Genomic DNA, 26,721 nt, shown 5'->3' with positions numbered 1-26,721 from the left:
TGCAGTTATTACCTTTGTTCGCAAAATCACATGCGCTCTGGTGCACTCACACCCAGCACGGCCAGGCCATTGCGCAGCACCTGCGCGACCGCTGCCACGAGTGCCAGACGGGCCAGTTTGGTGGCTTCGTCATCCACCAAGATACGCTCTGCATCATAGTAGCTGTGGTAGGCCGAGGCCAGGTCACGCAGATAGAACGTAACATCGTGCGGCGCATTGCCAGCGGCGGCGTTGCTCAGCATCTCGGGGTACTGGGCCAGCATCTGCATCAGCGCCTGGGCCTGCGGGCCTTGCAGCGCGCCCAGGTCAATGCCGCTCAGCGCAGGCAGGCCAGCGCCGCCCTGCTCCTGCCAGCCGCGCAGCACCGAGCAGATGCGCGCATGGGCGTACTGCACGTAGAACACCGGGTTGTCGTTGTTCTGGGCCACGGCCAGGTCGACATCGAAGGTGTACTCGGTATCGGGCTTGCGCGAGAGCAGGAAAAAGCGCACCGCATCCTTGCTGGTCCACTCGATCAGGTCGCGCAAGGTGACATAGCTGCCGGCGCGCTTGCTGATCTTGACTTCTTCACCACCGCGCACCACGCGCACCATGGTGTGCAGCACATAGTCCGGGTAGCCCTGGGGGATGCCGACATTGACCGCCTGCAGACCGGCGCGCACGCGGGCGATGGTGCCGTGGTGGTCCGTGCCCTGGATGTTGACGGCCTTGCCGTAGCCGCGCAGGAACTTCTGCGTGTGGTAGGCCACATCGGGCAGGAAGTAGGTGTAGGTGCCATCGGACTTGCGCATCACGCGGTCCTTGTCGTCACCGAAGTCGGTGGTGCGCAGCCACAGCGCGCCATCCTGCTCATAGGTGTGGCCGCTGGCGATCAGGCGCTTGACGGTTTCTTCCACATGGCCGTTCTGGTACAGGCTCGATTCGAGGTAGTACTCGTCAAACTTGAGGTTGAAGGCCTGCAGGTCCTTGTCCTGCTCGTTGCGCAGGTAGGCCACCGCAAAGTTGCGGATGTTGTCGTAGTCCTCGACATCGCCATTGGCGGTGAACGCACGGTCGTCGGCCTCGATGGTCTGCTTGGCGAGGAAGGCCTGGGCAATGTCGCCAATGTAGTCGCCGTTGTAGAAGTTCTTGGCCAGCGGGTTCTCGCTGTCGGTGGGCCAGCAGTCGTCACCGGGCTTGAAGCCCTTGGCACGCAGCTGGGTGCTCTTGGTCAAGGTGTCGATCTGCACGCCCGCGTCGTTGTAGTAGAACTCGCGGTGCACGGACCAGCCCTGGCTGCCGTAGAGGTTGCAGATCGCATCGCCCAGCGCGGCCTGGCGGCCGTGGCCCACGTGCAGCGGACCAGTGGGGTTGGCCGAGACAAACTCTACGATGATCTTTTCATCGCGCTGGGGCTGCATGCCAAAGCGCTCGCCCTGGGCCAGCACTTCCTGCACCACCTGCTGCTTGACAGCGGGCTTGAGGCGCAGGTTCAAAAAGCCGGGGCCGGCGATCTCTACCGCATCCACCCATTGCGCAAAGGCGGGCGTGGCCTCCAGTGCAGCCTTGAGCTGCTCGCCCAGTGCGCGGGGGTTGGCCTTGAGCGGCTTGGCCAGCTGCATCGCGGCGGTCACGGCATAGTCGCCGTGGGCGGCCACCTTGGGCGTTTCAAAGGCCGCACGGCTACCTGCGCCAGGCGACAATTTCTCGAGCTCGGCAGCAAGCACTGCGAGCAAATCTTTTTTGACTTGCAACATATTTGAAACTTAGACGAAGCAGTTACCAGCGCCAGGCCGGTTTACCAGCCCCGGGCATAAAACACGGCGACGGCGGCGATCACGGGAATCAGATGGGCTTGCCACATGACCCATTTACGCGTGGCGCGCACCTCGGCGTCCCCGGGCAAAGCGCCATTGTCGCGCAATTGCCGTAACCAGCGGCGGAACACGGCTGTCGGCTTGAACGACAGCACCACGCCGACGACGACCAAGGTCATCTTCAGGTGAAACAGCGGCTGGCTGACATACCAGGTCACGCCCTTGGCGCCCAGAAACAGGCGCAGCAGGCCGGTGGCCAGCACCGCCAGCGCAGCAAAGGCGTAGATCAGATCGAGGCGCGCCAGGCGCTGCACCACGGCCCCATTCATCCACTCGGCGCGGCACAGCGCCGCCTCGCTGGAGAGAAAAACCACCATGGTCAACAAGGCCAGCAGGTGCAGGCAGGCCAGAACAGCTTCCAAAGTCATCGTGTTACTCCATCTTTTTCCAGAAATCGGCTCGTTCGTAGTGCTGCTTGACGAAATCGATCCACAAGCGCACCCGCAGCGGCAGGTGCTTGCGCTGCTGGAACATCACATAGATGCCGTTGGGCGGCGCGGCAAAGTCCTCCAGCACCTCGACCAGGCGGCCGGCGGCAATCTCGGACTCGACCTCCCAGGTACTGCGCCAGGCAATGCCCCAGCCTTGCTGGCACCAGTCGTGCAGCACCTGGCCGTCCGAGCAATCGAGCGGGCCGCCGGGCTTGAGGTAGACCACCTCGCTGGCGCCAGTGGCTGCCGGCATGCGAAACGCCCAGCCCCGCGTCTGCGAGGCCTCGCTCGACAAGGTCAGGCAGTCATGCTGGCTCAGCTCGCTGGGGTGGCGGGGAATGCCGCGGCGGCGCAGGTACTCGGGCGTGGCCACGCACAGGCGCCGGTTGTCCGCCACGCGCACGCTGACCAGCGAGGAGTCGGGCAGGTCGCCCACGCGGATCGCGCAGTCATAGCCCTCACCGGCCAGGTCGACCAGGCGGTCGCTCAGGTTCAGCGAGATCGTCACGTCGGGGTGGCGCGCATGGTAGAGCGGCAGCAGCGGCGCCACATGGCGGCGCCCAAAGCCGGCCGGCGCGGTCACGCGCAGATGGCCTGTGGCCTTGATGCCGCCGGCGCTGACGCTGGCCTCGACACTGGCCAGCTCGGCCAGCAGGCGCTGGCAGTCTTCCAGAAAGGCCGCGCCCTCGTAGGTCAGGGTGAGCTTGCGGGTGGTGCGCACCAGCAGCTTGACGCCCAGGCGCTCCTCCAGCGCATCGAGCCTGCGGCCCATGATGGCCGGGGCCACGCCTTCGGCCTTGGCAGCGGCCGTGAGGCTGCCGCGCGAGGCGATGGCGACAAATGATTCGAGCTGCTTGAGGCGATCCATACCAGACAGAACACAGAAAATACGCAAAGCCCGCTGGCCGCCGCTTGTGCGACGCGCTGGCAGGGCCACAGCCTATTATCATCGGGGCTCCGGCCTGGCGGGCGCATGAAAGCGCACATCCCGCTGCGACATCATTGACAGCCGCTCTTTTCCTGCGCCCCCGCTCCTATGCCGCCAGCTTCAACGCCGCCCACCAGCACCCCCTCCAGCGCCGACGCCCTCTGGTACGCCCCCGCCCAGCTACTGCGCCTGTTTGGCAGCAGCCCCGTCGCCATGGCCTACTGGGGCCGTGACCAGCGCCTGCGCCTGGCCACGCCGCAGTGGTGCGAATGGTTTGGCGTGCCCACCACCGGCATCGTCGGCCAACTGCTCGACGAAGCGCTGCCCCCCGACTTTGCCCAGCAGCACCACGACGCGCTGCAGGCCGCCGCCCAGGGCATGCGCCAGCAGTTCGACACGCGCAAGACCAATGCCCGTGGCCAGGTCGCCTGGCGCCGCGTCAGCCTGTCACCCCACCTCTGGCCCGGGCCGGCCGGCACCAAAACCGCCCAGGGCGTGCTGATGCTGATGCAGGACTGCAGCGCCGAATACGCCAACGCGGCGCAAACCGACGACCTGCGCGCGCAGCTGGCCGCGCTCTCCTCCACCGATCTGGAGCGCACCGAGGAGAAAAGCGAGCTGCTCAAGCTGCGCACCTTGCTGGACTGGCGCACCGCCATGCTCACCGAGCACAGCGAAATGCTGCAGCTGCTCTCGCATGAGATCCGCCAGCCACTCAACAACGCCTCGGCCGCGATGCAGGCCACCATGTCGGCCATTGCCGAGCTGCAGCTGAGCCAGACCACCCCGGCCACCAAGGCCTTGCTGCGCGCCGAGCATGTGCTCCAGCAGGTCATCGGCACCCTGGACAACACCCTGGCCGCAGGCACCATTCTTGCCGTGGGCGGGCGCGCTGGCGCCTCGTCCGATACCGACCTGCCGACCCTCGTCAACCTGGTGCTGCACGACATCGCTGCCGATGCCCGCCCGCGCATCCAGGTGGTCTGGGATGCCGAGGCGCGCACGGTGCAGCTGCACCCGGCGCTGATGCGGCTGACCATCCGCAACCTGCTCAACAATGCGCTCAACTACGCCCCGGCTGACAGCCCGGTGCTGCTGCGCCTGGCCGATTCGGACGACCCGTTGGCGCTGATCATCGAGGTGATCGACGAAGGCCCGGGCATCCCCGACAGCCTGCGCCCGCGCCTGTTCGAGAAAGGCACGCGCGGCACCGAACACCGCCACCGGGCGGGCGCGGGCCTGGGTCTGTTCATCGTGCGCTCGGTGGTGCAGTTGCACCAGGGCACCGTGCAGGCCTTGCCGCGCCAGCCAAACGGCACCATCATGCGCATTGAGTTGCCCCAAGGGCTGGACGATTAGCCAGCCAGGCGATGGCCACCGGCCGCTTGCCCCTGCAGAAGCTGGCACCGCGCTTCTCAGGACTTTTCACCGACTGCACCATTTCACGGAACCACCATGCTCCCCGCCACGCTCGCCCTGGTCGACGACGACCCCGAATACAGCGAATTTCTGGCCCAGCACTTGCGCAACCAGGGCGTTCAGGTACAGGTTTACAACGACAGCAGCGACCTGCTGGCCGACATCGAGCCCTACCGTTTTGACTTCTATGTGCTGGACCTGATGCTGCCCGGCGTCAACGGCACCGAGCTGCTGCGCATTCTGCGCAAGCGCAACCAGGCGGGCGTGCTGATCGTCTCGGGCCGGCTGGGCCCCGAAGTGTTTGCCGAGGTCATCAATGCCGGCGCCGACATGTACCTGACCAAGCCGGTGACCTTCGAGCAGGTGGAGCTGGCCGTGCGCGCCGTGCACCGCCGCATCATGACCACCGCCCAGGTCGCCACGGCCTGGAAGCTCGACAGCCACCGCAGCCTGCTGCTGACCCCCGATGGCCAGAGCGTGGACCTGAGCCCCACCGACCTGATGCTGGTGCAGTGTTTTCTAAAAGCCCAGGGCGCCGTCGTAGGCCGCGACCAGATCCGTGAGCTGCTGGGCTACCCGACGGCCAGCGACTCCGACAACAGCCTGCACGCCACCATCTACCGCCTGCGCCGCCGCATCGAAAAGGCCACGCCGCTGGCGGTGCCGCTGCAATCGCAGCAAAAAGTGGGCTACCAGTTCCGCGCGCCGCTGGTCTCGGCCTAGCCTGCGCAGCACGGGCGCTGCAAAAGCCAACGGGCCCATCGGGGCCCGTTGTGCGGTGGCGGCCAACGCCGCCTAGCGCGTATTTACATGCTCATGTTCGACTCGACATCGGCCACCTTGCGGCGGGCCAGCGCCAGGTTGGAGCGGGCCTTGTCCAGCACGTAGTAGACGAAGATGCCAGCCAGCTTCTGCGATGGGCGGATGAGGTGGTACTGCTTGCCCAAGGTGATGAGGATGTCGTCGATGTTGTCGTTCAGGCCCAGGGCCTTCATCGTCTTCATCTTGGCGCGCACCACTTCGGTGTTGCCAGCCGCTGCCAGCTCCATGTCCACACCGCTGCCGATGCTGCCCAGCATCATGCCGCTGCTGTAGTCCACCACGGCAGCGCACAGCGCGCCGTCCATCGTCATCAAGTCGCTCAAGCTGTCGTTCAGATTTGCCATGTCGATCTCCAATCCATGTGATCTATATCAAGCACTACCACCTTATTAAGGTATAGATGATTCTAATAAGTCACTTCTGATCAGAGCAATCATTCTCTGCATGCGGCTGTCACCCAGGCAGGTGCAGCCGGCGCAGGAATCTGACATTTGGATAGCAGCCGCGCATGGGCTGGCTTGTGCCCACCGGCAAAAACAGCGGGCAGCAGCGCAGCCCGCAACTCGTAACAAAGCGTATGTTATTTGCGACGCGGCGGCGCCATGGTGGTACGCCAGGTAACAACCATGGCCGCTCAGCAGCGCTGGCGCGGCCTAGCGCAGCCCGGCCTAGCGCGGCGCGGCCCACCCTTACATGGTCATCGCGCTTTCGACGTCGGTCACCTTGCGGCGTGCGAGCGCCAGGTTGGCGCGCTTGTTGTCGAGCACGTAGTACACAAAGATGCCGGCCAGGCGCGAGCAAGGACGGATGATGTGGTACTGCTTGCCCAGGGTGATGAGGATGTCGTCGATGTTCTCGTTCAGGCCCAGGGCCTTGATGGTCTTCATCTTGGCGCGCACCACTTCGGTGTTACCGGCAGCTGCCAGTTCCATGTCCACGCCGGTGCCGGCGCTGGCCAGCATCATGCCGCTGTTGTAGTCGACAACCGCTGCGCACAAAGCGCCTTCCAGAGACATCAGATCATTCAAGCTGTCGGTCAAATTCGCCATGGAAACACTCCTGAAAAGCGAAGGCGCGTGGGAAATTACCGCCTCCTGATGAAAATGATTGTATCTGATCATTTCTGATTTTCATCAAGCTTTGCGCGCTTTTTCTGATCGCTTGCTACTTTTGGGCAACAGCTGTGCTAGGGCGCTGCAGCGAGCCAGCGCCTACGCCGGCAGCAGCCCTGACAGAGGCTTGATATATAAATCCGTCGGATCGGATCATTCAAACCATCACATCCACACCCACCTAACGAGGCGTTAGCAACCGTTGATTACATCCATAAAAGTCATATATCAAAGTGTTTTTAATGGATTGATTGCCATGGTGGGTATGGAATAAAGTGTGCTGATGGGTGCTCCCGCGCACCTGCAGTTGTTAAGTATTGAAAGGTAGACACCATGACTGAACGCACCACCGTCCACGGCCTGCAAGTGGCCCAGGTTCTGTATGACTTTGTGAACACCCAGGTGCTGCCAGGCACGGGCGTGGAGCCCGCTGCGTTCTGGCAAGGTTTTGATGCCATCGTCTCTGACCTGGCGCCCAAGAACGCGGCCCTGCTGGCCGAGCGCGACCGCCTGCAGGCCGAGCTGGACAGCTGGCACAAGGCCCACCCCGGCCCGATCACCGACATGCCGGCCTACCGCCAGTTTCTGACCCAGATCGGCTACCTGGTCGAGCAGCCCCAAGACGTAAAGGCCAGCACCGAGAACGTGGACTCCGAATTGGCCGTGCAAGCCGGCCCCCAGCTGGTGGTGCCCATTCTCAATGCCCGCTATGCACTGAATGCCGCCAACGCCCGTTGGGGTTCGCTGTATGACGCGCTCTACGGCACCGATGCCATCAGCGAAGACGGTGGCGCAGAAAAGGGCAAGGGCTACAACCCCGTGCGCGGTGCCAAGGTCGTGGCCTATGCCCGCCAGTTCCTGGACCAGGCCGCATCACTGGCCCAAGGCTCGCATGCCGATGCCACCGGCTACGCTGTTGAAGGCGGCCAACTGGCCATCTCCCTGAAGGACGGCAGCAAGACCGGCTTGAAGGACGCCGCCAAGTTTGTCGGCTACCAAGGTGATGCCGCCGCACCCCAATCGGTGCTGCTGAAGAACAACGGCATCCACATCGACATCATCATCAACAAGGCCACGCCCATTGGCAGCAGCGATGCCGCCGGCGTCTCCGACGTGGTGGTGGAAGCGGCGCTGTCGACGATTCTCGATCTGGAAGACTCGGTGGCGGCGGTGGATGCCGAAGACAAGGTCAACGGCTATGCCAACTGGCTGGGCATTCTCAAGGGCAGCCTGACCGAGTCCTTCGACAAGGGCGGCAAGACGGTGACCCGGGGTCTGAACGCCGACCGCGAGTACACGGGCGCCAATGGCGACCGCCTCAAGCTCCATGGCCGCTCGCTGATGTTCCTGCGCAATGTCGGCCACCTGATGACCAACCCGGCCATCCTCTGGGGCGCGGACCAGAAAGAGATCCCCGAAGGCATCATGGACGCGGTGGTGACCACGGCGATTGCCATGCACGACCTGCAGGGCAAGGGCGCCCAGGGCATCCGCAACAGCCGCACCGGCAGTGTCTATATCGTCAAGCCCAAGATGCACGGCCCGGCCGAAGCGGCCTTTGCCAACGAGCTGTTTGGCCGCGTCGAGCAGATGCTGGGGCTGCCCGCCAACACCGTCAAGCTCGGCATCATGGACGAAGAGCGCCGCACCACGGTGAACCTGAAGGCCGCGATTGCCGCAGCGCCTGCGCGCGTGGCCTTCATCAACACCGGCTTCCTGGACCGCACCGGCGATGAAATGCACACCGCCATGTACGCCGGCCCCATGGTGCGCAAGGCCGACATGAAGACCTGCGCCTGGCTGCCCGCCTATGAGAAGAGCAATGTGCTGGTGGGCCTGACCATGGGCCTGCGCGGCCGCGCCCAGATCGGCAAGGGCATGTGGGCCATGCCCGACCTGATGAAGGCCATGCTCGAGCAGAAGATTGCCCAGCCCAAGGCCGGCGCCAACACCGCCTGGGTGCCCTCGCCCACCGGCGCCACCCTGCATGCGCTGCATTACCACCAGGTCAATGTGGCCGAGGTGCAAAAGGAGCTGGAAAAGACCAGCGCCGATGCCGAGCGCGACAACCTGCTCAATGCCATCTTGCAGGTGCCCGTGGCCGCCAACCCGAACTGGAGCGACGCCGACAAGCAGCAGGAAGTGGACAACAACGTGCAGGGCATCCTGGGCTATGTGGTGCGCTGGATCGACCAGGGCGTGGGCTGCTCCAAGGTGCCCGACATCCACAACGTGGGCCTGATGGAAGACCGCGCCACCTTGCGCATCTCCAGCCAGCACATCGCCAACTGGCTGCAGCACGGCATCGTGACCGAGGCGATGGTGCGCGACAGCTTTGCCCGCATGGCCAAGGTGGTCGATGGCCAGAACGCCGGCGACGCGGCTTACAAGAGCCTGGTGGCCAACTCCCAGGGCGCCGCCTTCCAGGCCGCTCTGGACCTGGTGTTCAAGGGCAAGGAGCAGCCCTCGGGTTACACCGAGCCTTTGCTGCACGCCTGGCGCCTGAAGGTCAAGGCCGGTGCCTGAATAGAGCTTGTGGCGCTCAGCGCCAGCGCCCAAGGTGTACCCCAGGGTAAACACCAAGAGCAGCCCCTGTGGCTGCTTTTTTTATAGCAACTCAGCTAATCCTCTTCTAAGCCTGCCCAGTTGGAGCAGGCTTTTTTACGTATTCGTAAAAACAAAGCTCAAAAGTAAAGCGAGTTGCCAATTTGCAGATCTTTGTAAAGAAATTGCCTATGCATCTATTCAACTTATAGCCTCATATGTAATCCACTTGTTACCTGCATATTTGTTTTCTATAGGCAGTTTCAAAAAACAAAATCTGATTGCTACTAGATATTTCTTATGTCATGAAATATTCATGAATCACCCGGTTTCAACTCGTCATTTCTCCGTGCCGGACTGCAGTTAAAAACACGCCTTAGCAAGTTTTCGTCTATCGGCAAGGAGCTATTGACCATGGGCCATCAATCCATTACAGGCGCCAAGCAGGCATTCATCCAGGCACTGGCAAAACAGCGGCATCTGCTGCTGTGCGCAGGCCTGGGGCTGAGCGCCTCGGTATTCGCCCAGAACAACCAGCAGGTGGTGGTCAATGGCGGCATCGTCAATATCTCCGGCCCAGCGGCCCAGGCGGTGATGAATATCTCGTCAAACAAGAACATTCGCCAGATCCGCGGCAACAACCAGGTGACCTCGGTCAATGGCGTGGTCGCGAACATGGCCAGTTTCGGGGCCTATAGCGAATTGAATATTGCGTCGCGCAATGGCGGTGTTGGCAGTGGCAGCCAGGTGGTTTCCGTCGGTGGCCCCGTGGTCAACCAGGCCACCGGCACCGGCATGCGCAGCGTAGTGAACATTGGCGGACGGTAGCAGGGCGCCCTGCGGCCGCACGCCGATGAACGGTTCGGTTTCTCCGACAGGGGAGCTGACTGCAGAGGTGCATCACAAGGATGTGCACCATATTCTTTCAGTAACGAGGAGATTTTTATGAAGAAGTTTTTCGCAATTCTGGTGTCGGTTTCGGCTATCGCCATGTCTGCCCAGGCAGAAGTGAAGATCAAAGGCAACAACGACCAGAAGGTCACCGTGAAAAACGGCGCTGTCGCCAATATGGCCATTGGCGCTGGTGCCACTGCCACGCAAAACCTGGCGTCCAACAAGGGCAACGTCAATATCGGCGGCAATAACAAGCAGGAAGTCTCGGTCACCAATGGTGCCGTGGCCAATATGGCGATCGGCGCGATGACCAAGGCCGAGCAAAACCTCGCATCCAACGACGGCAAGTAATCCCCGCCCCTTCATCCCCGCTGGCCACCGATTGCGTCTGGAGACCGTTCGCTGGCCGGCCCCTATCAAAAAGATCTTCTGCAGAGCATTCGTCAGCGCTATAGGATGCGGCCGCATTTCTTAGCCTGCCGACCGCTGTGCAGAGGGTCCCTCCAGGAGACTGCGCATGAAAGCCAGCTATGCCGGGGTATGGGTTCTCGCCCTGTTGTGCGCCGCCGCGCAGGCGCAGCAAAAGCCACCCGCAGGCCGCACCGGGCTCGACCCCGCCTCACGCAACAAGGTGAGCAATGCCATGGCCCGCAACTACCTGACGGAGCAGGACTCCAGATCCGCCATCGAGCGTGAAATGGTCACTGGCCCCTCGGGCAAGAACTGCAATACCAATGTGGGTGCCGCCCCCCAGATCAACGAAGGCACGGCCGGTATCGGTAACCGCTATGGGGCGGGCAATGCCGACCAGGTGACCGTCGTACGTGGCTCCGTCATCAATATCTGCAAATAAACACGATGGCTTCTGCGCCAGAGCCAGAAAACTCTGCGCAGCCACCCCGGGACGAGGGAGCCCGGCAGGACGCTGACCCCAGCGGCAGCCCCACCATCGCCATAACGAACAACCACCATGCATCTTTCATCGATTCGCCGCCTGGCGCTTGCGCCCTGCGTGCTGGCCATGTCTGCCTGCAGCATCCAGCCCACCTTGTCCGACCGCAAGGACATCATTGAAAAGGGCATCACCGAGCAGTCGCCGCTGGTCACGCCCACCAAATCCGCATCGGCGATGCGCGAAGGCCTGGCCTGCATGGACCGCATGCTGGCGGCCGAGCAGGTGCCCTCGACCCTGGTGGCGGTCAAGAGCATCCCCGATCCCTCGGGCCTCTTTTCCACCGGCACCAAGGAGATGGTGATCACGGCGCTGTCGCGCATGTCGCGCACCAGCCAGGCCTTCCGCGTGGTGGACTATGAGGTCGATGCGCTCAAGCAGGACACCGTGCAGACGATGACCAGCCTGCTGCTCAACAACGGCCAGATCGAGCTGCGCAAGCCGCAGATCTATGTCTCGGGCGCCATCAGCTTTGGCGACAAGACGGTGGTCTCCAAGCGCAGCAGCCTGGGCGTCTCCACCGCCAATACCGACACCGGCTACAGCTGGGACTTGCTGGGCACGGTCGTGGGGCTCGACCTGCATCTGGGCGACATGAACTCCCGCACGCTCTACCCCGGTCTGGATTCGGCCAACGAGCTGGTCGTCGCCACCGGCGGCCGCTCGGTCGAGATCGGCGGACGCGCCACCGGCCTGCCCAAGCACATCTACCGCCTGGGCGTGCAGTATGAAGTGGCTGCCGATGTGAACCAGGGCGCAGGCGCGGCCGTGCGCCTGCTGGTCGACCTGGCCACCATCGAGCTGGTGGGCAAATGGGCCAAGGTGCCGTACTGGGAATGCATCGACTACGAGCAGAACCACCCCGAATTCAAACGCCAGATGCGCACCTGGTTTGACGAGCAAGGCGCGGCCGACCGCATCACCCTGGCCCAGCGCGTGCTGCAGGCCGAAGGCGCCTGGAGTGGCCCCATCGATGGCAACGACTCCACCGCGCTGCGCAATGCGCTGGCGCTCTACCAGGCATCGCTGGACCTGACCCCGGTTGGCGTCGTCAACTTCGAGACCTATATGGGCCTGCTGCGCCTGTATGCCGGCATGTCGGCCGATGACAAGATCGCCTCCAGCTACTCGCCGCAAAGCGATGAGCTGAAGCCGCGCCCGCATGGCCTGCCGGACAACGAGCCGACCACCGACGCGCTGGCGCTGTCCCTGCTCGGCCACAAGGAGCTGGCATCGCAGCTGCCCATCGGCAGCTCGGTGGTGCTGCGCGTGGCACCGGCCCGCACCGGCTTCCTCTACTGCTACTACCAGGATGCCGCCCAGGTGGTCACCCAGGTCTATCCCAACCCGCAGCAGCAGGCGGTGGTGGCCCAGGGTCGCATCGGCTTGATGGTGCCCGATGTGTCGCAGGCCAACTCCTTCCTGATCGAGACCGCCCGCCCCGGCGTGGAGCAGGTGTACTGCGCCCAGACCACCAAGCCGCTGACCGGCCGCGTGCCGGTGGCCCTGACCCAGGCCCAGCTCGCACCGATCGAGGGCCTGACCACAATCGAGGCCGTGCAGCAGCAGATTGCTGCGCAGACCGGCGTCATTGCCCAGTCGCAGCTGCGCTGGGAAGTGGAAGGCCCCGTGGCCGCTGTTCCCGCCCAACCGGCCCCTGCCGCCGCCCCCGCACGCCGCGGCAAAACGCGATGAGGCGCCTCGCAGCAACCGGCCGCCGTGCCGGCCTCCTGGCGCTGACCGGCGGGCTGCTGCTGCAGGCCTGCGCCAGCTGGGCCGCCATCGTGCTGCCATCAGCCGGCGGTGGCGATGCCGGCGCAGCCACCAGCAGCAGCCAGGCCCCGGCAGCGCCCGCCGCGCCGGGCGCCGCGTCGTCCATCCGCATGCCGGCCCCGCGCAGCGATGCCAGCCTGCAGGCGCTGCGCAGACAGGCGCAGGAAGGCGATGTCAGCGCCCAGTTCGAGCTGGGCATGTACTACTACCAGAACGCCGGCCTGCCGCAAGCGGGCGCCCAGGCCCGCCAGTGGCTGGGCCAGGCCGCCGCCCAAGGCGATGCCCGGGCCATGGCGGCGCTGGGCTACATGCTGGGCACGGGCACCGGCGGAGTGCGGGATGTGCCCACCGGCCGCCAGTGGCTGCAGCGCGCAGCCGATGCGCGCCTGGCCAAGGCCACCTACCTGCTGTCCCTGGTCGAGCTCCGGGTGACCGGCCCCAAGGCCATGCAGCAGTCGCGCTTGCTGCTGGAGCAGGCCGCGCGCGATGGCGATGCGATGGCGCTCAATGACCTGGCCGTCGAGCGCGAGCTTGAAGGGCGCATGAACGAGGCCAAGGAGCTGTACGCCCAGGCCCAGGCCGGCAGCAGCCAGACGGCGGCGCAAAACCTGGGCCGCATCGCCAGCTACCAGCGCGCCAGCACTGCCGAGCAGCTGGGCCGCCTGCGCGCCCGTGCCGACGAGGGCAATGCCAATGCGCTGCTGGAGCTGGCCTACCGCTACCACCTGGGGCGCGGTGTGCAGCGCAATTTCGCCACCGCCATCCAGTACTACCGGCGCGCTGCCGATGCTGGCTCGCCCAAGGCGCGTGAGTTTCTGGCGCTGATCTTCAGCCGCAGCAACGACAAGCAACCGGTGATCGACGAAGCCTGGATGCAGGAGCTGGCCGCGCGCATCAATGCCGTGGCCTTGCAGGTCGAAGAAAAACACCCCAGCGCGCCGCCCGATCGCCCCCAGCGCGTGGCCGACCCGCTCTCGCAGCTGAGCCAGCAGCCCTTTGCCTGGCCAGAGCCGCCTGCCGCCGATGGCGATGCGGCGGCAGATACCAACACCCCGCCGCTCTCGCAGGAGCAGGTGGTGCCGACCGAGGGGCCTCCCTCTGCCGCGCATGCCCCAGGCATGCAGCCCTCCAACCTGAGTCACAACGCGCCACTCACCGAGTAGCGCAAGAAAGGACAAGCATGCAACAACCCACAATCAAGCAGGCCCTGGCCGTGCTGACCCTGAGCCTGGCCGCTGGCGGCGTCTGGGCGCAAGGCGCCGTCATCTCGGCCCCCGGCGTCGATGTGCGCGGCGGCAGCCAGGGTGCCTCGGTCACCGTCAATGGCTCCGTCGTCAATGCGGCCTCGGGCCGTGGCGCCGTGGCCGAGACCAATATCCCCGGCCGCAGCAGCACCGTGCACGGCGGTGCCGGTGGCGCAGCCGTCGTCGTCGAAGGCCAGGGCAAAACGTCGGCCACCATGCGCAGCCAAAAGCGCAGCAGCGGCGGCAGCAACCAAGCCCATGTGAACGCCAATATGTCGGGCTCCAACCTGCCACAGGCCAACTTTGCCGGCCATAGCTTCACCAATGTGGACCTGTCCAACTCCAACCTGCAGGGCGCCAACTTCCAGGGCGCCGAGCTGGTCAATGTCAGCCTGGACAACTCCAACCTGGCCGGCGCCAACCTGACGGGCGCCACCCTGGTCAATGTGTCGATGGAAGGTGCATTGACCACCGGCGCGATCTGGACCAACGGCCAGCGCCGTTAAGAAAACACGGCAACCCTTCAAGCCCCCAGGCCGCCGGCCAGCCATTACCATGCGCGAATGATGCAAATAAATGTCATTCGCACTGGCGGCTGGCTGCCCGGCCTGTTGGGCTTGGCGCTGCTGGCCGGTTGCGCCAGCCAGGCGCCGCAAAACTCCGCCTCGGCCAACGCCGAGTTGGACCGGTCGACCATGTCACTGGCCGAAGCGCCCGATGTGCTGCTGCTGGGCGAGCAGCATGATGCCGCCGCGCACCAAGCCTGGCAGCAGGCCACGGTGGCCCATTGGGCGGCACGGCGGCAATTGGCCGCTGTCGTGCTGGAGATGGCCGACGCCGGCCACAGCACCCAGGGCCTGGCCCCCAGCGCCAGCGAAGCCCAGGTGCAGCAGGCGCTGGCCTGGAATGACAAGGGCTGGCCTTGGCGCCACTACGGCCCGGCGGTGATGACGGCGGTGCAGGCGGGGGTGCCCGTGCTGGGCGGCAATCTGCCGCGTGCGCAGATGCGCGATGTGATGCAGCAAACGCGCTGGGACAGCCACCTGCCCGCTGCTGCATGGCAGCGCCAGCTCGATGCGATAGCCGACGGCCACTGCGGCCTGCTGCCCGAGGGCCAGCTGGCCCCGATGGCGCGCATCCAGCTGGCCAAGGACGACAGCATGGCCCAGGCCGCCACCGCCCAGCTGCAGCCAGGCAAGACGGTGCTGCTGATCGCCGGGCGCGGCCATGTGCTGCGCAGCATCGGCATTCCGACCTGGCTGCCTGCGGGCACCCGATCGGTGGTGGCCATTGGCCAGGCGGGCAGCCAGGCCCAGGCCGATACGGCCGACCGCGACTGGGTACACAGCACCCCGGCGCTGCCGGCCCAGGACCACTGCGCCGCGCTGCGCGAGAAGTGGAAGAAGTAGAGGCCAAGCCTCTGCGTGCTCAGGTCACCGGGGCGGGGTTGAACAGCACCAGCGCATTGTGCAGCTGCCACTCTTCCGCCCAGGTCTTCTTGCGGCCACTGGCCACCTCCAGCATCAGGCGAAACATCTCCCAGCCCATCTCCTCGATGGTCGCTTCGCCATCGGCAATGCGCCCGGCGTTCACATCCATCAGGTCATGCCAGCGGCGCGCCAGATCGCTGCGCGTGGCCACCTTGATCACAGGCACCTGCGCCAGGCCATAGGGCGTACCGCGCCCGGTGGTGAACACATGCAGGTTCATGCCAGCGGCCAGCTGCAAGGTGCCGCAGATGAAGTCGCTCGCGGGCGTCGCCGCATAGACCAAGCCGCGCTCGATGCCGCGATCGGCGAGTCTCTGGCCAGGCGAGAGCACGCCGGTGATGGGCGCTGTGCCGCTCTTGATGATCGAGCCCATCGCCTTTTCCACGATGTTGGACAGGCCGCCCTTCTTGTTGCCCGGCGTGGTGTTGGCGCTGCGGTCCACCTTGCCCTTGTCCAGGTAGGCGTCGTACCAGGCCATCTCGTCGATCATCGCCTGCGCCACCTCAGGGGTTGAGGCGCGCGAGGTGAGTTGGTCAATGCCATCGCGCACCTCGGTCACTTCGCTGAACATCACGGTCGCCCCTGCGCGCACCAGCAGATCGGTGCAAAAGCCGACGGCCGGGTTGGCGGTGACGCCGCTGAAGGCATCACTGCCGCCGCACTGCACGCCCACGACCAGCGCACTGGCTGGCACGGTCTCGCGCCGGCGCTGGTTCAGCCGTGCCAGGTGCGCCTCGGCCCGCGTCATGATGGACTGCACCATCGACATAAAGCCCACATGTGCCTCGTCCTGCAGGCAGACCACATCGAGCTCGGGCGCGCGCTCATCGGTGATGGGGAAAGAGCCCGGTGGCAGCAGGCGCTCGGGCTGCAGCTTTTCGCAGCCCAGGCTGACGACCATCACCTCGCCGCCAAAGTTCGGGTTGTGGCTGATGTTGCGCAAGGTGCGCTGCGGGATCTCGGCGCCCACCGCATCAATCGCCACACCGCAGCCATAGCTGTGCTCCAGCCCGACGACATCGTCGACCTGCGGGTAGCGCGGCAGCAGCTCGGCCTTGATGCGGCGCACCGCAAAATCCAGCACGCCCGCCACGCACTGCACCGTGGTGGTGATGGCCAGGATATTGCGGGTGCCCACCGTGCCATCGGCATTGCGGTAGCCCTCAAAGGTATAGCCCTCCAGTGGCGGCAGATCGGGCGCGGGCACCGTGGCAATCGGCAGGCCTTCGAGCGAGCGGGCCTCGGGCATCTGCAGCAGGCGCTCATGCACCCAGCTGCCCGCGGCAATGGCCTGGCGCGCATAGCCGATCACCACGTTGTAGCGGCGCACGGCCTCGCCCTGCGCAATGTCCAGCAAGGCCACCTTGTGCGCCTGCGGCACCTGCTCGACCAGGCGCAGGCCCGAGGGCAGCACCGTGCCGGCCGGCAGCCCGCCGTCATTGGCGATGATCGCGACGTTGTCCGCCGCATGCATGGAAATCGAAAGTGGGGTCGTTCTGGCTTGTGTCATGGCAAATACTCTCTACGGCGGTGCTCCGGCAGCGTAGCGCATGCGCGCTGCCGGCCCGCCTGGCACCTGTCGCTTTGCGCGACAGGGCCGCACGCAAACGCTCAATCGGCCTTGATGCCGGCGGCCTGGATCACCTGCGCCCATTTGGCCACCTCGGCCTTCTGGAACTCGGCCAGCTCGGCCGGCGTCATCGTCGACGGCTGCATGCCAAAGGCCTTCAAACGCGTCTGCACTTCGGGCGTGGCGACGATCTTCATGATCTCGGCATGCAGGCGGTCCACCACGGGCTTGGGTGTACCCGCAGGTGCAAACACCGCTTGCCAGGATCCCATGTCAAAGCCCTTTTCACCAGCCTCGGCAATGGTCGGCACATCGGGCAGCGATTCCAGGCGCTTGGAGCTGGTCACCGCGATCGGGCGCAGCTTGCCGGCCTGGATATGCGGGCCCACGACCAGGGCGGTGTCAAACATCATGTCGACCTGGCCGCCGATGACATCCTGCACCGCCGGGCCGCTGCCCTTGTAGGGCACATGGGTGAACTTGACGCCCGTCTGGTAGGCCAGCAGCTCCAGCGCCATGTGGTTGGAGGTGCCGCTACCGGGCGAGGCCGAGGTCAGCCCGCCGCTGGAGGACTTGGCCTTGCTGCCGGCCATCACATCGACCAGGGTCTTGAAGGGGCTGGAGGCGGGCACCACCAACACCAGCGGGCCCGAGCCCAGCATCGCGACCGGCGTGAAGGATTTGACCGGGTCGTAGTCGAGCTTGGAATACAGACTGATATTGATCGCATGCGAGCTGATGGTGCCGCCCAGGATGGTGTAGCCATCGGGCGCTGCGCGCGCGGCCAGTGCCGAGCCCACGCTGCCGCCGGCCCCGCCTTTGTTCTCGATGATCATCGGCGTGCCCAGCGCCTTGCCCAGCGGCTGGGCGATCACACGTGCCAAGGTATCGGTATTGCCGCCGGGCGGAAACGGCACCAGGTAGGTGATGGATTTACCGGTGGGCCAGCTGCTTTGTGCCAGCGCGGAGCTGCTGGCCAGGCCGGCGCCCAGCATCAGGGCGCTGGCCGCGAGCGAGCTTTGGATCAGGGTTCTGCGTTGCATGGATGTCTCCTTGGTTTGTAATCGTCGAAAGGTCAATGAACTCGTTGGGGATCAGAAGCGCGGCTGCTTGCCGTCGAAGCTCGGGTCGTACTTGCGCATCTGGCCCAGGTCATCGCGGTTGCGAATGCCGCAGTGCAGGTAGTTGTCATGCAGGCGTGCCAGCGCATTGCGGTCCAGGCGCACGCCCAGGCCTGGCGTGCTGGGCACGCGCAGGCTGCCCGCTTCAAACTGCAGACGCCCGCCTTCGATGACCTCCTCGTCCTGCCAGGGGTAGTGGGTGTCGCAGGCATAGGTGAGCAAGGGCACGCTGGCACAGAGATGCGTCATCGCCACCAGGCTGATGCCCAGGTGCGAATTGCTGTGCATCGACAGGCCCAAATCGAAGGTACGGCACAGGGTGGACAGGCGCTGCGTGGCGCGCAGGCCGCCCCAGTAGTGGTGGTCGCTCAGCACAATCTTCACCGGGCAGCCCATCTCGGCATTGCGCCGGAACTCGGCAAAATCGGTCACCACCATATTGGTGGCCAGCGGCACCTCGCAGGCGCGGGCCACAGCGGCCATGCCGTCCAGCCCGGGGGCCGGGTCTTCGTAGTACTCCAGCACACCGCGCAGCTTGTCGACAATGCGCAGGCTGGTCTCCACCGTCCAGTTGGCATTCGGATCGATGCGCAAAGGCAGGCCGGGAAAGGCCTCGGCCAGGGCGAGAATGCCGGCGGCCTCCTCGTCAGGCGGCAAGGCCCCGGCCTTGAGCTTGATGCTCTGGAAGCCGTACTGGCCAATCATGCGCTGGGCCTGCGCCACCAGCTGCTGCGGTGTCAGCGCCTCGCCCCAGGCATCGGGGGCATAGGGCTGGCCGGCATGCTCGGCGTACTTGTAGAACAGGTAGGCCGAGAACGGCACACTGGAGCGCGCCGCGCCACCCAGCAGATCGACCACCGGCGCATTCGCCATCTGGCCTTGCAGATCGAGCATGGCCACCTCAAATGCACTGACCACCTTGGCCACCGTTTTGGATACATGGGTGCCCGGCGCGAGCGACACCTGCTGGCCCAGAAACTCCGAGGCCGTCTGCGCTGGTGGCGCCACCAGCGCGGCCACCCGCTGCTCCATCTCGTTGAGCGCCCAGGGCGACAGCCCCACCAAGGCCGGTGCCGCCTTGGCCAGTGCATCGAGCATGGGCTGGTCGCCATAGCTCTCGTTGATCCCCACCAGGCCCGAGGCGGTCTCGATCTCGATGATGGAGCGCAGCGCCCAGGGCTCGTGGATGCCGGCAGCGTTGAGCAGCGGCGGATCGCGGAAGGCAATCGGCGTGATGCGGAGTTGGCGAATGGCGTGTGAGGTACTCATCGTGAAAACGCAGAAGAAAGCAGAGGGGGTGAAGGAGTTGGGAGACAGTGAAGGCTTAGCGCACGGTCATGAAGATCTGCGGCAGCCAGGTGGTGAAGGCCGGCACAAAGGTCACCAGGCCCAGCGCAAAGATCAGCGCGCCATAGAAAGGCCAGATGGTGCGCATGACGGTGCCCACCGACACACCGCCAATGGCACAGCCGACAAACTGGGTGGTGCCCACTGGCGGGGTGTTCAGCCCCAGCGCGCAGTTGATCAGCAGCACAATGCCGAACTGCACCGAGCTCATGCCGTAGTGCTGGGCAATCGGCAGGAAGATGGGCGTGCACAGCAAGATGGTGGCGGCCATGTCGAGGAAGGTGCCGAGCAGGAACAGGATGATGTTGATCAGCAGGAACACCATCCAGGGCGTGGTGGTGACCTGGGCCAGCATCTGGCCGGTGAGCTCGGCCACACCATAGAGGCTGATCAGGTAGCCAAAGGTGCTGGAGATGCCGATCAGCAGCAAGATGATGCCGGTGTTGCGCACCGCCTTGGAGGCGGCCTTGACAAAGTGCGACCAGCTCAGCGACCGGTAGACAAACACCGTGAGCGCCAGCGCATAGAGCACGGCGACCACGGCCGACTCGGTCGCGGTGAACACACCCGACAGAATGCCGCCCAGAATCAGCACCACGACAAACAGACCCGGCAGCGCCGCGGCCAGGCTGCGGCCCACGACCTGCCAGCCGGGAAAGGTGCCGGCCGGGTAGCCGCGCCGGCGTGCCACCCAGTAGGCCGCGCCCAGGTTGCTCAGGGTCAGGATCAGCGCCGGGATGATGGCCGCCAGAATCAGCGCCGCAATCGACACCTTGCCGCTGGCCGCCAGCGCATAGATGATGATGTTGTGGCTGGTGGGCATCAGTGCGCCCACCAGGGCCGCATGCGTGGTCACGTTGACGGCGTAGTCGGCGTGGTAGCCCTCTTTCTTCATCATCGGGATCATCACCGCGCCCATGGCCGAGACATCGGCCACCGGCGAGCCCGAGACGCCGCCAAACAAGGTGCAGGCCACCACATTGGACATGCCCAGGCCGCCGCGCACATGGCCGATCAGCGCCCGCGCAAAGTTGACGATGCGGTCGGCAATGCCGCCGTGCAGCATCAGCTCACCGGCAAAGATGAAGAACGGAATCGCCAGAAAGGAGAACACCCCCATGCCGGCGGTCATCTGTTGAAAACCCACCTCCAGCGGCAGCCCCTCGTAGGCCAAGGTGGCCAGCGCAGACAGGCCAATGGAGAAGGCCACCGGCACGCCCAGCAGCAGCAGGACGGCAAAGCTCAGGCTCAGGATCAGCAAGGCTGTGGTCATCGCCGCGCTCCTAGTTGGGCTGCACTTCGCGGCCTTGCGCGAGTGCGATCAGGTGTTCGATGGAAAACAGCACGATCAGGCTGCCGGCAATGATGGCGGGCACGTATTTCCAGCCTTCGGACACACCCAGGGTCGGCAGGCGGTAGTCCCAGACCGATTCGGCCAGCGACGCGCAGCCATAGGCCATGGCCGCGCCAAACAGCAGGATCAGCGCATGGATCAGAAACTCCATCTTGGTGCGCAGCCAGTCCGGTGCCAGCACCAGCAGCGACTCCAGCCCGATATGGCCGCTGTCGCGCACACCGACGGCCACGCCGAACATGGTCACATAGAGCACCAGCAACAGCGACAGGCTCTCGGCCCAGGTCGGCGTGTTGTTGAGCACATAGCGGCCAAACACCTGCCAGCTGACGGCGGCAATCAGCAGCATCAGGCCGGCAATACCCAGCCACATGCACAAGCGCGACAAGGCGCTGCAAATCTTGGTAAACATCGTGGTGCCCGTGCAGACCCGGGGCGTACAGCCTCCGGGCAAAGAGTTGCAAGGAGCCAGCCCCATCTGAGGGCTGGCGGTGGCGTTCACTCAGCCAGCGCTCAAGGGGTGTCTTGCGCGCGCTTGACCAGGTCTTTCAACTTGGCATCGGTGATGAACTTGTCGTAGACCGGCCGCATCGCCGCCTGGAACGGGGCCTTGTCCACCTCGATGATCTCGGCGCCGCCCGCCTTCACGACCTCGAGCGACTTGGCCTCACGCTCGGCCCACTGCTTGCGCATATAGGGCACCGACTCCTTGGCGGCCTGGCGCACCCAGCGCTGCTCCTCGGGCGAGAGCTTGTCAAAGGTGCGTTTGGAGAACAGCAAAATCTCCGGCGCCATCGAGTGCTCGGTCTTGCTGAAGTACTTGGCGACTTCGAACGAGCGCGAGCTCTCGAAGGTCGGGTAGTTGTTTTCGGCCGCATCGATGAGGCCGGTTTTCAGCCCGGTGTAGACCTCGCCCATCGGCATCGGCGTCGCATTGGCGCCCATGGCTTCGAGCATGCTCACCCAGAGATCGGACTGCTGCACGCGCACCTTCATGCCCTTCATGTCGGCCAGGCTCTTGACCGGCCGCTTGGCAGTGAACATCGAGCGCGCACCACTGTCGTAAAAGCCCAGGCCGATGAAGCCCTGCTTCTCACAGGCTTTGAGGATCTCCTCGCCCACGGGGCCATCGAGCACCTTGTGCATATGCTCCACCGAGCGGAACAGGAAGGGCATGGTGGGCACCACGGTCTCGTTGCAGACATTGTTCATCGCGCCCACATTGACACGCACCATCGCCAGCGCACCAATCTTGGCCTGCTCGATGGTTTCCTTCTCGCCCCCCAGCGCCCCGTTCGGGTAGACGCGGATGCTGTGCTTGCCGCCTGATAGCGCCTTGAGGCGCTCGCCCATGAACTTCACCGCCTGCACGGTCGGGTATTCGTCCGGGTGGATATCCGATGAACGAAATTCAGTGGCCTGCGCGCTGAGCGCCAGCAGACCGGCAGCCAGCGCTGCACTGAGAGTGGAAAGTCGCATTTGTCTACCTCGTTATCTCTGTGGTTGGGGAACATGCCCGGATGGTTTCCGGGTCTCTGGGTCACACACACCTCGCCTGTTTACAGGGGCCGAAATTCCGTCTCCTCCATTCCTGAAACGCCTGGGCGCAGCGCAAACACGCCACCGGCCAGCGGTTGGTCCGACAGATCGATACCGTCGGGCCGAATCGATGTGACATAGAGCACATCCAGCGCAGGTCCGCCAAAGGCGCACATCGCCGGCTTTTTGACCGGCAGCGCCAGCGAGCGGTCCAGCTGCCCATCGGGCCGGAAGCGGTGCACCAGGCCGGCGTCATTGCCGCAGATCCAGTAGCAGCCGTCCACATCGATGGCCGCGCCATCGGGCCGGCCCGGCAGAATTTTCATATCGACAAACAGGCGGCGGTTGTGGGGCGTGCCGCTGCCCGTGTCGTAGTCAAAGGCCCAGATCTGCTGGCTACTGGGGTGCGAATCCGACAGGTACATGGTCCGGCCATCGGGGCTGAAGGCCAGGCCGTTGGGCGTGATCAGCGGGCCCAGCTGCAGGTCCTGCGCGCCGCCTGCCGCCATGTCCTCTGCCCCCAAGCGGTAGAGCTTGCCCACCGGCTGCGCAGCCGCCATGTCCATCAGCATGGTGCCGGCCACAAAGCGGCCCTGGCGGTCGCAGCGGCCATCGTTAAAGCGCATGCCCGGCATCGCGTGGTCGACGGCAGCCAGTGGTTGGGTGTGCGCCTCACCATCGCCCAAGGTCACCTGGTAAATGCCGTCTTCCAAGCCGGCAATCCAGCTGCGCGGCTCGCCCTGCCAGGCGGCCATGCAGGCCAGCATCTGCGGCAGCTGCCACTGCGTGGCGCTGCGCTGCCCGGGCTGCCAGCGCTGCAGCAGGCCGCACGGTATGTCGGCCCAGTACAGCGCAGCCTCCTGCGCACGCCACACAGGGCTTTCGCCGGTGGCGTTGCGGGCGTCGAGCACCAGCTCAGCGGCTGTCATGCAGGCTGCTCCGGCGCATCGCCAAAGGGGCCTTGGGCGGTGAAGGCGCCGCCCTGGTAGACGGCGACCGGGTCGTTGGCCGCAGGGGCGGGTTGTGCCTCCACCTGGGCGCGCCAGGGCTCGGAGCTGTCCTTGGGCACAAAGCCCAGGTGGGCGGCGGCATGGTTGTCCCACCAGAGATCGCGGTTGGCCGATGCGCCGTAGACGACGGTATGGCCGACGTTCGGGGTGAACAGGCTTTTCTCGACCAGCTGCACCAGGTCGTCATAGCTCAGCCAGCTGTGCATCATGCGCCGGTCCTTGGGCGCGGGGAAGGACGAGCCAATGCGTATGCTCACCGTCTCGATGCCATAGCGGTCAAAGTAGAAACTCGCCATGTCCTCGCCAAAGGACTTGGACAGGCCGTAGTAGCCATCGGGTCGGCGGCGCGCGTTGGCGTCGATCTTCTCGCTTTGCTGGTAAAAGCCGATCACATGGTTGGAGCTGGCAAACACAATGCGCTTCACGCCGTGGCGGCGCGCGGCCTCGTAGAGGTGGAAGATGCCTTTGATATTGGCCTCCAGCACCTCTTCAAAAGGCCGCTCCACCGACACACCGCCCAGGTGCACGATGGCGTCGCAACCGGCCACCATCGCATCGACCGCCTGCTTGTCGGCCAGGTCGCAGGTGTTGACTTCTTCTTGTGCATCCCGTGGCGCGCCCATGCCGGCGATGTCGGACACGCGCAAGACGGGCGCCAGGCCACGCAGACGCTGGCGCAGCACCTGGCCCAGGCCGCCGGCAGCACCAGTCAACAGCAAGCGTTGCAGTGGGGGAGTTTGTGCCTGCATCTGCTGCTCCTTTTCCATAAAAAAAGGCGCTTATGAAAAGCGCCTTGGGTGCTCAGCCTTGTGCCAGGCCGTCAATGGCAGAACGGATGTTCTTCAGTGCCTTCACCACCAGCGCGGGGTCGGTGGCGAACGACAGACGAACATAAGGCGACATGCCAAAGGCAGCGCCCGGCACGGTCGCCACCTTGGCGGCGTTGAGCAGGAAGCCCGACACGGCAGCATCGCTGTCCAGCACCTTGCCGTCGGCCGTGCGGCGGCCGATCAGGCTCTGGCAGCCGAGGAACAGGTAGAAGGCGCCATCGGGCACCGACGACAGGGTCAGCTCAGGCACGATGGCCAGCTCGCGGCGGATTGTCTCGAGCCGGTCCACAAAGGTCTGGCGCGCCTGGCGCACGCAGTCCTGGTCGCCCAGCAAGGCTGCTTGCGCAGCGGCCTGTGCCACCGAGGTGGCGCTGGTGCAGCTTTGCGATTCGAGCTTGTTCATGCCGCCAATCAACTTCTCGGGGCCTGCCGCATAGCCAATGCGCCAGCCGGTCATCGCGTACGACTTGGAGACGCCGTTGATGATCAGCATGCGGTCCTTCAGATAAGGACAGGCCTGGGCGAACGAGACAAAGGGCACACCGGTCAGGATGATGTGCTCGTAGATCTCGTCGGACATGACCAGCACATCGGGGAAGTCCTTGAGCACCTCGCCCAGCGCCTGCAGCTCGGCGCGGCTGTAGACCGCGCCGGTGGGGTTGCCAGGGCTGTTGATGATCAACCAGCGGGTCTTAGCTGTGATGCTCTGGCGCAGGGCCTCGGGCGTGAGCTTGAAGCCCACTGCCTCGGAGCAAGGCACATAGACCGGCACGCCGCCATGCAGCGCCACGATGTCGCCATAGGACACCCAGCAAGGCGTGGGCACCACGACCTCATCGCCGCTCTCCAGGGTTGCCATGAAGGCATTGAAGATCAGCTGCTTGGCGCCGACACCGGTGGTGATCTCGGCCACGGAGTAGTCGAGTTCGTTGTCCTGCTTGAACTTCTGCGCAATCGCCTTGCGCAGGCTCTCGGTGCCGGCCGGCACCGTGTACTTGGTGGCACCGGCCTTGGCCGCCGCCATCGCTGCATCGATGATGTGCTCGGGCGTATTGAAATCGGGCTCACCAATGCTCAGGTCGATGACATCGATGCCTTCGGACTTCATCTTCTTGGCCTGCGAGGAAATCGCCATGCTCGGCGACGATGGCAGGCTCTCGACTTTTTGACTTAGCTTCAACATAAATTCGCAATCGCTCGGTGTCTCTTAGATGCCCTTGTCATTGGGGTTGGCGTAGAGCGCCTTGATCGAATCGCTGAGCGGGAAGTTGATGTTCACGTTGCGCGGTGGGATCGTGGTCATGAACCACTTCTGGTAGAGCGCTTCCATCTCGCCGGACTTGATCATCGCGTAGACGGTGTCATCGACCAGCTTCTTGAACGTCGGGTCATCCTTGCGCAGCATCACGCCATAGGGCTCGGTGCGCAGCGGCTCGTTCAGGATCACGTACTGGTCGCGCTGGGGCGAGGTGGCGATAAAGCTGGCCAGTTGCACGTCATCGAGCACAAAGGCGTCCGCCTTGCCCGATTCAAACATCACAAAGGCTTCGGACGGGTCCTTGCCATAGACCTCGTTGAACTTCACGTTCTGGGCCTTCTTGTAGGCGCGCAGCAGCTGGATCGAGGTGGTGCCGGTCACCGTGGCCACATTGCGGTTTTGCAGATCGGCAATGCCCTTGACTGCCGAGTCCTTGCGCACGGCCAGGGTCACGTTGGCCGAGAAGTAGCTCGGCGAGAAGGAGACCTGCTCCTGGCGCGCGACGGTGTTGGTCACCGGCGTGCAGTCCAGATCGACAGTGTTGTTCTGGATCAGCGGAATGCGGCTGGTGGGCGTGGTGATCAGGTACTTGATTTCCATCTTCTGCAAGCCGGCCGCCTTTTGCGCCGCCTCTGCGACCTTCAGGCAGATGTCATTGATCATGCCGATGGGGTCCGCATTGCCATTGACCTTGTAGCTGAAGGGCACGGACATGTCGCGCGCACCGATGGTGATCGCGCCGTTTTGCTTGATCTTCTCCAGCGTGGAGGTCTGTGCTTGCGCCAGGGAAGCAGCCAGCAGAGTGACGGCACATACGGTGGTTTTCGAGAAAAGCTTGAGCATGATTGGAAAGTAGGTTACAACAAGGCATCAGTCATGTGTTGTCTGACGACAGGTGTGAATTATGATCACAGCTATGCTTAAAAGCCCCTCGGAATTACCCGCATCCCCGTCAATGGCATCCGCCCCGGATGCCATTTGCTACGGTTGCCGTGCCGCGAATGCCAACGGCCAGACCCACGTTCTGCCGGATCACAGCCATGCTTAAAAGCCCCTCGGAATCACCTGCATCCCCGTCAATGGCATCCGCCCCAGATGCCATTTGCTACGGTTGCCGTGCCGCGAATGCCAACGGCCAGACCCACGTTCTGCCGGATCACAGCCATGCTTAAAAGCCCCTCGGAATCACCTGCATCCCCGTCAATGGCATCCGCCCCAGATGCCATT

The 26,721-nt window shown here is 64.5% G+C and carries 25 protein-coding genes; 10 read left to right on the top strand and 15 right to left on the bottom strand.

The genetic code is table 11. From position 1 onward, the window contains the following. Positions 1–26 precede the first annotated feature (26 nt). From argS to WH303_RS22015, 3 genes are read right to left on the bottom strand one after another with little or no spacing between them, the layout of a single operon-like run. Complete coding sequence (gene argS, locus WH303_RS22025; RefSeq protein ID WP_339521109.1) at positions 27–1,736, bottom strand: arginine--tRNA ligase; 1,710 nt, start codon at positions 1,734–1,736, stop codon at positions 27–29. A 41-nt stretch (positions 1,737–1,777) separates the two neighbouring features. Beyond that, positions 1,778–2,224: a DUF2214 family protein gene (locus WH303_RS22020; protein ID WP_021025056.1), complete on the bottom strand. Its 447-nt coding sequence runs from the start codon at positions 2,222–2,224 to the stop codon at positions 1,778–1,780. A gap of 4 nt (positions 2,225–2,228) precedes the next feature. After that, positions 2,229–3,155, bottom strand: coding sequence for a LysR family transcriptional regulator (locus WH303_RS22015; RefSeq protein WP_021025057.1), 927 nt, complete (start codon positions 3,153–3,155; stop codon positions 2,229–2,231). Between the two features lie 168 nt (positions 3,156–3,323). On the opposite strand from WH303_RS22015, the gene WH303_RS22010 reads away from it, so the two are divergent. Both WH303_RS22010 and WH303_RS22005 read left to right on the top strand, forming a co-directional pair. Then, the gene (locus WH303_RS22010) at positions 3,324–4,574 is read left to right on the top strand and encodes a sensor histidine kinase (RefSeq protein WP_339521108.1); all 1,251 of its coding nucleotides are present in this window, start codon (positions 3,324–3,326) and stop codon (positions 4,572–4,574) included. 96 nt (positions 4,575–4,670) lie between these two features. Further along, a complete protein-coding gene (locus WH303_RS22005) occupies positions 4,671–5,357 on the top strand; it encodes a response regulator transcription factor (protein ID WP_339521107.1) in 687 nt (228 codons plus the stop codon). 83 nt (positions 5,358–5,440) lie between these two features. Here WH303_RS22005 and WH303_RS22000 read toward each other — a convergent pair whose 3' ends face one another. After that, the gene (locus WH303_RS22000; protein ID WP_027010452.1) at positions 5,441–5,800 is read right to left on the bottom strand and encodes a hypothetical protein; all 360 of its coding nucleotides are present in this window, start codon (positions 5,798–5,800) and stop codon (positions 5,441–5,443) included. A 345-nt stretch (positions 5,801–6,145) separates the two neighbouring features. Further along, entirely contained in the window at positions 6,146–6,505 is a 360-nt protein-coding gene (locus WH303_RS21995; RefSeq protein WP_021025061.1) for a hypothetical protein, read from the bottom strand. 396 nt (positions 6,506–6,901) lie between these two features. Here WH303_RS21995 and WH303_RS21990 point away from each other — a divergent pair, with 396 nt between their 5' ends. From WH303_RS21990 to WH303_RS21955, 8 genes are all read left to right on the top strand, one after another. Further along, entirely contained in the window at positions 6,902–9,094 is a 2,193-nt protein-coding gene (locus WH303_RS21990; protein ID WP_339521106.1) for a malate synthase G, read from the top strand. A gap of 432 nt (positions 9,095–9,526) precedes the next feature. Beyond that, complete coding sequence (locus tag WH303_RS21985; RefSeq protein WP_148293011.1) at positions 9,527–9,940, top strand: hypothetical protein; 414 nt, start codon at positions 9,527–9,529, stop codon at positions 9,938–9,940. Between the two features lie 117 nt (positions 9,941–10,057). Then, positions 10,058–10,357: a hypothetical protein gene (locus WH303_RS21980; protein WP_021025064.1), complete on the top strand. Its 300-nt coding sequence runs from the start codon at positions 10,058–10,060 to the stop codon at positions 10,355–10,357. 166 nt (positions 10,358–10,523) lie between these two features. After that, a complete protein-coding gene (locus WH303_RS21975) occupies positions 10,524–10,859 on the top strand; it encodes a hypothetical protein (RefSeq protein WP_021025065.1) in 336 nt (111 codons plus the stop codon). Positions 10,860–10,976: 117 nt separating this feature from the next. Then, positions 10,977–12,653, top strand: a complete 1,677-nt coding sequence (locus WH303_RS21970; protein WP_339521105.1) for a DUF4384 domain-containing protein — start codon at positions 10,977–10,979, stop codon at positions 12,651–12,653. Then, positions 12,650–13,894: a tetratricopeptide repeat protein gene (locus tag WH303_RS21965; RefSeq protein WP_339521104.1), complete on the top strand. Its 1,245-nt coding sequence runs from the start codon at positions 12,650–12,652 to the stop codon at positions 13,892–13,894. Before WH303_RS21970 ends, WH303_RS21965 begins: the two co-directional genes overlap by 4 nt. A 17-nt stretch (positions 13,895–13,911) precedes the next feature. Then, positions 13,912–14,481 (top strand): pentapeptide repeat-containing protein, encoded by a 570-nt coding sequence (locus WH303_RS21960; protein ID WP_339521103.1) that lies wholly within the window; start codon positions 13,912–13,914, stop codon positions 14,479–14,481. Between the two features lie 60 nt (positions 14,482–14,541). After that, on the top strand, positions 14,542–15,384 hold the full coding sequence (locus tag WH303_RS21955) for a ChaN family lipoprotein (RefSeq protein ID WP_339521102.1): 843 nt from the start codon (positions 14,542–14,544) through the stop codon (positions 15,382–15,384). Between the two features lie 19 nt (positions 15,385–15,403). Here WH303_RS21955 and garD read toward each other — a convergent pair whose 3' ends face one another. The 10 genes from garD to WH303_RS21905 all read right to left on the bottom strand — a co-directional run bounded on the left by garD (position 15,404) and on the right by WH303_RS21905 (position 26,337). Beyond that, positions 15,404–16,975 carry a galactarate dehydratase gene (gene garD / locus WH303_RS21950; RefSeq protein ID WP_339521101.1) on the bottom strand — a complete coding sequence of 524 codons (1,572 nt, stop codon included), beginning with the start codon at positions 16,973–16,975 and terminating at the stop codon, positions 15,404–15,406. A 101-nt stretch (positions 16,976–17,076) separates the two neighbouring features. After that, positions 17,077–18,078, bottom strand: coding sequence for a Bug family tripartite tricarboxylate transporter substrate binding protein (locus WH303_RS21945; protein ID WP_339521100.1), 1,002 nt, complete (start codon positions 18,076–18,078; stop codon positions 17,077–17,079). A 51-nt stretch (positions 18,079–18,129) separates the two neighbouring features. Continuing rightward, the gene (locus WH303_RS21940) at positions 18,130–19,425 is read right to left on the bottom strand and encodes a glucarate dehydratase family protein (protein ID WP_339521099.1); all 1,296 of its coding nucleotides are present in this window, start codon (positions 19,423–19,425) and stop codon (positions 18,130–18,132) included. Between the two features lie 55 nt (positions 19,426–19,480). Then, complete coding sequence (locus tag WH303_RS21935) at positions 19,481–20,776, bottom strand: TRAP transporter large permease (RefSeq protein ID WP_116926236.1); 1,296 nt, start codon at positions 20,774–20,776, stop codon at positions 19,481–19,483. A gap of 10 nt (positions 20,777–20,786) precedes the next feature. Further along, positions 20,787–21,269 (bottom strand): TRAP transporter small permease, encoded by a 483-nt coding sequence (locus tag WH303_RS21930; protein WP_312528680.1) that lies wholly within the window; start codon positions 21,267–21,269, stop codon positions 20,787–20,789. Between the two features lie 101 nt (positions 21,270–21,370). Beyond that, positions 21,371–22,336, bottom strand: a complete 966-nt coding sequence (locus WH303_RS21925; protein WP_339521098.1) for a TRAP transporter substrate-binding protein — start codon at positions 22,334–22,336, stop codon at positions 21,371–21,373. Positions 22,337–22,416: 80 nt separating this feature from the next. Continuing rightward, on the bottom strand, positions 22,417–23,325 hold the full coding sequence (locus tag WH303_RS21920) for an SMP-30/gluconolactonase/LRE family protein (protein ID WP_339521097.1): 909 nt from the start codon (positions 23,323–23,325) through the stop codon (positions 22,417–22,419). Beyond that, on the bottom strand, positions 23,322–24,155 hold the full coding sequence (locus WH303_RS21915; RefSeq protein WP_312989389.1) for an NAD-dependent epimerase/dehydratase family protein: 834 nt from the start codon (positions 24,153–24,155) through the stop codon (positions 23,322–23,324). The genes WH303_RS21920 and WH303_RS21915 overlap by 4 nt, the downstream gene beginning before the upstream one ends. 52 nt (positions 24,156–24,207) lie before the next feature. After that, positions 24,208–25,371 carry a pyridoxal phosphate-dependent aminotransferase gene (locus tag WH303_RS21910; RefSeq protein WP_339521096.1) on the bottom strand — a complete coding sequence of 388 codons (1,164 nt, stop codon included), beginning with the start codon at positions 25,369–25,371 and terminating at the stop codon, positions 24,208–24,210. Positions 25,372–25,443: 72 nt separating this feature from the next. Then, on the bottom strand, positions 25,444–26,337 hold the full coding sequence (locus WH303_RS21905) for an amino acid ABC transporter substrate-binding protein (protein ID WP_339521095.1): 894 nt from the start codon (positions 26,335–26,337) through the stop codon (positions 25,444–25,446). Between the last annotated feature and the right edge of the window lie 384 nt (positions 26,338–26,721).

The organism is Comamonas sp. MYb69 (assembly GCF_037479315.1).
GTDB lineage: Bacteria > Pseudomonadota > Gammaproteobacteria > Burkholderiales > Burkholderiaceae_C > Comamonas.
This window is presented reverse-complemented; position numbering and strand designations above follow the sequence as displayed.